Source organism: Streptomyces sp. A18, from assembly GCF_059026065.1.
Genome location: NZ_JBWLKL010000061.1, coordinates 23,635 through 29,720, shown reverse-complemented (window position 1 = coordinate 29,720; position 6,086 = coordinate 23,635). Strand labels below are relative to the sequence as shown.

The 6,086-nt window shown below is 70.5% G+C and carries 3 protein-coding genes and 1 pseudogene; 2 read left to right on the top strand and 2 right to left on the bottom strand.

The window, feature by feature from the left end:
• Positions 1-888 (top strand): annotated as a pseudogene (locus AC5P1C_RS40850) (DUF2637 domain-containing protein); the annotation flags it as partial.
• A 176-nt stretch (positions 889-1,064) separates the two neighbouring features.
• Here the strand turns inward: AC5P1C_RS40850 and lysS are convergent.
• Entirely contained in the window at positions 1,065-2,813 is a 1,749-nt protein-coding gene (gene lysS / locus AC5P1C_RS40845) for a lysine--tRNA ligase (protein WP_493871067.1), read from the bottom strand.
• A 146-nt stretch (positions 2,814-2,959) separates the two neighbouring features.
• Between lysS and argS the strand changes: the two genes are divergently transcribed.
• Positions 2,960-4,732 carry an arginine--tRNA ligase gene (argS, locus tag AC5P1C_RS40840; RefSeq protein ID WP_493871066.1) on the top strand — a complete coding sequence of 591 codons (1,773 nt, stop codon included), beginning with the start codon at positions 2,960-2,962 and terminating at the stop codon, positions 4,730-4,732.
• 85 nt (positions 4,733-4,817) lie between these two features.
• Here argS and AC5P1C_RS40835 read toward each other — a convergent pair whose 3' ends face one another.
• Positions 4,818-6,023 carry an aminotransferase-like domain-containing protein gene (locus AC5P1C_RS40835; RefSeq protein WP_493871065.1) on the bottom strand — a complete coding sequence of 402 codons (1,206 nt, stop codon included), beginning with the start codon at positions 6,021-6,023 and terminating at the stop codon, positions 4,818-4,820.
• Between the last annotated feature and the right edge of the window lie 63 nt (positions 6,024-6,086).

Here is a 6,086-nt window from a genome sequence, read left to right as displayed (position 1 = left end):
GAGCAGGACCGCCTCATCTACCAGGCCCGCCTCCAGGCCCGCTTCGGCCGCTCCTGGCGCCGCAAGGCCCCCGTCGAATCCCTGATGCCGCTGCGCCTGGCGCGCTTCGGCGTACCGCTGGCGGAGACGGCCCCGGCGGGGCTCGCGGCGGCGGGCATCGAACCCGCGCTGCTTCCGCCCGCACCGGTGCCGGTGGCCGCGGAGCCGTCGCCGTCGCAGCAGCCGGAGCTGGTGGCGCCGTCCGCGCCGCAGCTGGAGGCCGAGTCGCAGCAGGGGCAGCAGGGGCAGCAGGGCCAGCAGGCGGAGCCCGTGGCCGACGGGGCGCACGTGAGCCCGTGGTTCGCGGCTCAGCAGCCTTCGTACGTTCCTGAAGAGCCGCACGACCAGTGGTACGCGGACCAGCAGGCGTACGCAGAGCAGCAGGCCTACGTGGAGCAGCAGGAGTACCTGGAGCAGCAGCAGGGGTACTTCGACGAGCAGGACCGTGCCGGTCAGGTGGAGGTCGACCCGGCGTTCCAGGTCCCCTCGGGCGCACCCGGCCGTACCCGCCCGCTCAGCGGACAGCGTCTGATCCCGGGCCCGCGCGAGGAGGCGGGAGCGGCGGGAGCCGCTGCTGGAGAGGCGGCCGAGGAGCTGCCGGGTCCGGAGGACGTCCCCGGACTGCCGGACGACGTCTCCCGCGACGAGGCGTACTTTGTGGCGTTCCGGAAGTACGTGAGCGAGCTCGGGGACTACCCCAACGCCCGCCAGTTCGGCCTCTATCTGATGGACCTGTACGGGGTCACGGGGCAGGCGGGCGGCCCTCCGGCGGAGAGCACGCTGCGCCCGTATCTGCGGGACTTCCGGGGCCGGTACCAGGAGGAGCTGGACTCCGAGTACAGCGCGTAGCTAGGCAGGCGGGGCCCCCTGGCGGGCCCTTTCGAGACCGCCGCGGTTCAGTCCGCGGCACGCGAAGCGAGACGGCACGGAAGACATCCCGAGGCCGAAGGCGTGGCCGCACGCGAAGGGGCGCCGCCCAGGAGTTGGGCGGCGCCCCCGCGTGACTGCCGAAGCTCAGCGCAGCGTCACGCGCCGAGGAGCTTGCGGACCCGCTCCGCCCCCACCGCCAGCAACAGCGTAGGCAGCCGCGGACCCGTCTCCCGGGTCACCAGAAGGCGGTACAGCAGGGCGAAGAAGGACCGCTGCGCGACCTTGATCTCCGGCGGCAACTCCTTCGCCGTCGCGTCCGCCGAGAACCCTGCCTGCACCTTCGGGACGCCGTACACGAGGTGCGTGAGACCGTCCAGGGACCAGTGCGTGTCGAGGCCCTCCAGGAGCAGCCTCAGCGACTCACGGCCCTCCGCGTCCAGCGACGACAGCAGCTCCGCGTCCGGCTCCGCCCGCACGATCGTGCGCGCGTCGGCCGGGACCTGGGTGGTGATCCAGTTCTCGGCGCGGTCCAAACGAGGCCGCGCCTCGTCCAGGGATGAGATCGGGTCCGAGGGGTCCAGGTCCCGCAGGATGCGCAGCGTCTGGTCCTCGGCGCCCGCCGTCACGTCCGCGACGGACGCGAGCGTCCGGTACGGCAGGGGACGCGGCGTCTTCGGCAGCTCGCCGGCTGCCGTACGCACCGCACGCGAGTGCGCGGCGGCGTCGGCGGGCAGCACGGAGCCGTCGGCGACCTTCGCGTCCAGCTTGTCCCACTCGTCGTAGAGCCGCTGGATCTCCTGGTCGAAGGCGATCTTGAAGGACTGGTTCGGCTTGCGGCGCGCGTACAGCCACCGAAGCAGCGGGGCCTCCATGATCTTCAGCGCGTCGGCCGGGGTCGGCACGCCGCCCTTCGACGAGGACATCTTCGCCATCCCCGAGATCCCCACGAAGGCGTACATGGGGCCGATCGGCTGCACGCCGCCGAAGATCTCCCGCACGATCTGCCCGCCGACCACGAAGGACGACCCGGGAGACGAGTGGTCCACGCCGCTGGGCTCGAAGATGACGCCCTCGTACGCCCAGCGCATGGGCCAGTCGACCTTCCAGACCAGCTTGCCGCGGTTGAACTCGTTGAGGTGGACCGTCTCGGTGTGGCCGCAGTCCGCGCACACGTACGAAAGCTCGGTGCTCTCGTCGTCGTACGACGTGACCGTGGTCAGGTCCTTCTCGCACGCGCCGCAGTACGGCTTGTACGGGAAGTACCCGCTGCCGCCACCGCTGCCGTCGTCCTCGCTCGCGGCGCCGGACCCCTCGGCGGCCTCCAGCTCGGCCTCGTCGACGGGCTTCTGCGACTGCTTCGACTTCCCGGGGGCCTTCTTGGTCCGGTACTGGTCGAGGATCCCGTCGATGTCACCTCGGTGCTTCATCGCGTGCAGGACCTGCTCGCGGTAGACGCCGGAGGTGTACTGCTCGGTCTGGCTGATCCCGTCGTACTCCACGCCCAGCTCGTCGAGCGCCTCGGTCATGGCCGCCTTGAAGTGCTCGGCCCAGTTCGCGTACGCGGAACCGGCCGGGGCGGGCACGGAGGTGAGGGGCTTGCCGATGTGCTGGGCCCAGGACTCGTCGATGCCGGGGACGCCGGCCGGGACCTTGCGGTACCGGTCGTAGTCGTCCCAGGAGATCAGGTGCCTGACCTCGTGCCCGCGCCGCCGGATCTCGTCCGCGACCAGGTGCGGGGTCATGACCTCGCGGAGGTTGCCCAGGTGGATCGGGCCTGAGGGGGAGAGCCCGGAGGCGACGACGACCGGTTTGCCCGGGGCACGACGCTCCGACTCGGCGATGACCTCGTCCGCATAGCGGGAGACCCAGTCGGTGGTATCGGTGCTCTGAGCCACGATCGGCACGCCTTTCTGCTTCAACTCTTCTTCTACGTGAGTACCGCTTGTCGGAGTCATTCTCCCAGCTCCACCCGCAACCGCGAAAACCGCTTTTCCCTGCATGGGATACTGGCCGCGTCTATCTGCACCTCGAGGAGAACGGCATCCACTCCATGGCCTCGGTCACGTCCCTCACCGCCTCCGTCCACCAGCGCCTCGCGGACGCCCTCTCGGCTGCCCTGCCGGAGGCCGGCGCCGCCGACCCGCTGCTGCGACGAAGCGACCGGGCCGACTACCAGGCCAACGGGATCCTGGCCCTCGCCAAGAAGGCGAAGGCGAACCCGCGCGAGCTTGCGACGAAGGTCGTGGACGCGATCGACGCCCCTGACCTCCTGAAGGACGTCGAGGTCTCCGGCCCCGGCTTCCTGAACGTCACGGTCACCGACAAGGCCATCACCGAGAACCTCGCCGCCCGCGCCGCCGACGGCGAGCGCCTCGGCGTGCCGTTCGCGGAGAAGGCCGGCACGACGGTCGTCGACTGGGCCCAGCCGAACGTGGCCAAGGAGATGCACGTCGGCCACCTGCGCAACTCGGTCATCGGCAATTCCGTCGTCAAGATCCTGGAGTTCACCGGCGAGAAGGTCGTCAGCCGCCACCACATCGGCGACTGGGGCACCCAGTTCGGCATGCTCGTGCAGTACCTCATCGAGCACCCGGACGCGCTGGGCCACAAGGCCGCCGACGACACCGAGCAGGCGGGCGAGGAGGCGATGTCCGGCCTCAACCGCGTCTACAAGGAATCGAAGGTGCTCTTCGACTCCGACGAGGAGTTCAAGACGCGGGCACGGCGCCGGGTGGTGGACCTCCAGGCGGGCGACCCCGAGACCCTCGCGATCTGGCAGCGGTTCGTGGACGAGTCGAAGGTCTACTTCTACTCGGTCTTCAACAAGCTGGACGTGGAGATCCACGACGAGGACATCGTCGGCGAGTCCGGCTACAACGACATGCTGGCCGACACCTGCCGCATGCTGGAGGAGTCCGGCGTGGCGGTCCGGTCGAACGGCGCGCTGTGCGTCTTCTTCGACGACGTGAAGGGCCCGGACGGCAACCCGTCCCCGCTGATCGTCCAGAAGTCCGACGGCGGCTTCGGGTACGCGGCGACGGACCTCTCCGCGATCCGTGACCGTGTCTTCAACGTCAAGGCGGACACCCTCCTGTACGTCGTGGACGCGCGGCAGTCCCTGCACTTCAAGATGGTCTTCGAGACGGCCCGCAGGGCGGGCTGGCTGACTCAGGACGTCAAGGCGGTGCAGCTCGGCTTCGGCACGGTCCTCGGCAAGGACGGCAAGCCGTTCAAGACGCGTGAGGGCGAGACCGTACGCCTCATCGACCTCCTGGACGAGGCGATCGACCGGGCATCGGCCATCGTCCGCGAGAAGGCCCAGGACCTCTCGGAGGAGGAGATCGCCGAGCGCGGCGCCCAGGTGGGCATCGGCGCGGTGAAGTACGCGGACCTGTCGACGTCGGCGGTGCGCGACTACAAGTTCGACCTGGACCAGATGGTGTCCCTGAACGGCGACACGTCGGTCTACCTCCAGTACGCGTACGCCCGGATCCAGTCGATCCTGCGCAAGGCCGACGACGTGTCCCCCAAGGCCCACCCCGAGCTCGAACTGGCCGACGCGGAGCGGGCGTTGGGTCTGCACCTGGACCAGTTCGCGGAGACGGTCGCGGAGGTCGCGGAGGAGTACGCGCCGCACAAGCTGGCCGCGTACCTCTACCAACTGGCGTCGCTCTACACGACGTTCTACGACAAGTGCCCGGTCATCAAGCCGAAGCCGCCGCAGGACATCGCGGAGAACCGCCTGTTCCTCTGCGACATCACGGCCCGCACCCTGCACCAGGGAATGGCGCTGCTGGGCATCAGGACCCCCGAGCGCCTCTGAAGCCCCGTAGGGGCGTCAGAGGCTCGGGGCCGTCACATGTGCGGCTCCACCGCGGGCGCGCCCGGCCACATACGGACCGCGCCCGTCAGTCGGACAGCGCGTCCCCGAGCCTCCGCAGCCCCTCGGCGATCTCGTCGGGGGACTGCGTCACGAAGCACATCCGCAGAGTGGCGACGTCCGGCTCCCCCGCGTAGAACGGCGCCCCGGGGACGTACGCCACGTCGTGCTTGACGACCTCCGGCAACAGCGCGGTGGTGTCGTAACCATCGGGGAGCCGCGCCCAGATGAACATGCCGCCCTGGGGCCGGAGCCAGGTCGACCCGGCGGGCAGCGCATCGTCGAGCCCCGCGAGCATCGCGTCACGGTGCTCGCGATATTCGCTCGCGACGCTCGCGACGTGGGCGTCCAGGTCGTTGTCCGCCAAGTACCGCGCCGCGGCAAGCTGGTTGACGGTGGGCGTGTGCAGGTCCGCCGCCTGCTTGGCCACCGCGCACGCCCGCAGCAGCGCCGCGGGACCCCGCAGCCAGCCAAGGCGCAGGCCGGGCGCCATCACCTTGGAGAAGCTGCCGAGCAGGACGGTGCGGTCCTGGGCCCCGGGGTACGAGGCGATCCACGGCACATGCTCGCCCTCGAAGCGGAGCTCACCGTACGGGTCGTCCTCGATGATCCACAGGCCGCGCCGCTCGGCGACGTCCGCGATCGCGGCGCGCCGCTCGGCGGGCATCGTGCGGCCGGTGGGGTTCTGGAAGGTGGGGACGGTGTAGAGCAGCTTGGGCCGGTGGCGGGCGACGAGTTCGTCCAGGGCGTCGGGGTCGATCCCGGCCGCGTCGCACGGCACGGCGACCACCTGCGCGCCCGCGAAGCCGAAGACCTGGAGGGCGGCGAGGTAGCAGGGGCTCTCGACGAGAATGGTCTCGCCGGGCTCTATGAGAGCGGTGGCGAGCAGGGACAGGGCCTGCTGCGAGCCGGTCGTGACCATGAGGTCGTCGACGCCGGTCGCGAGACCGCGCGCGGAGAGCCGTGCGGCGATGGCGGTACGCAGGGCGGGTTCGCCCTCGGTCGTGGCGTACTGGAGCGCGCGCTCGGGCTGTTCGGTGAGTACGGCGTGGAAGGCGGCGGCGATGCCTTCCTTGTCGAAGAGACCCGGGGCGGGGAGTCCGCCCGCGAAGTTGATGACCTCCGGCCGCGCGGTGACGGCGAGGATGTCCCGTACGGGCGATCCGCCGACGGCGGCGGCGCGGGCCGCGAACGCGGGGACGGGAGCGGGGACGGAGGTATCGGTGACGGTCATCTGCGGCTCCTTTGTTTCCCGGCAGCGTAAGGATCCGCGTGCCGCCTACAAGCACCATTCCGG

What these genes read in the sequence shown, in the direction of transcription:
- AC5P1C_RS40835 (WP_493871065.1), bottom strand. Translation starts at nt 6,023, where the DNA reads ATGACCGTCACCGATACCTCCGTCCCCGCTCCCGTCCCCGCGTTCGCG.
- argS (WP_493871066.1), top strand. Translation starts at nt 2,960, where the DNA reads ATGGCCTCGGTCACGTCCCTCACCGCCTCCGTCCACCAGCGCCTCGCG.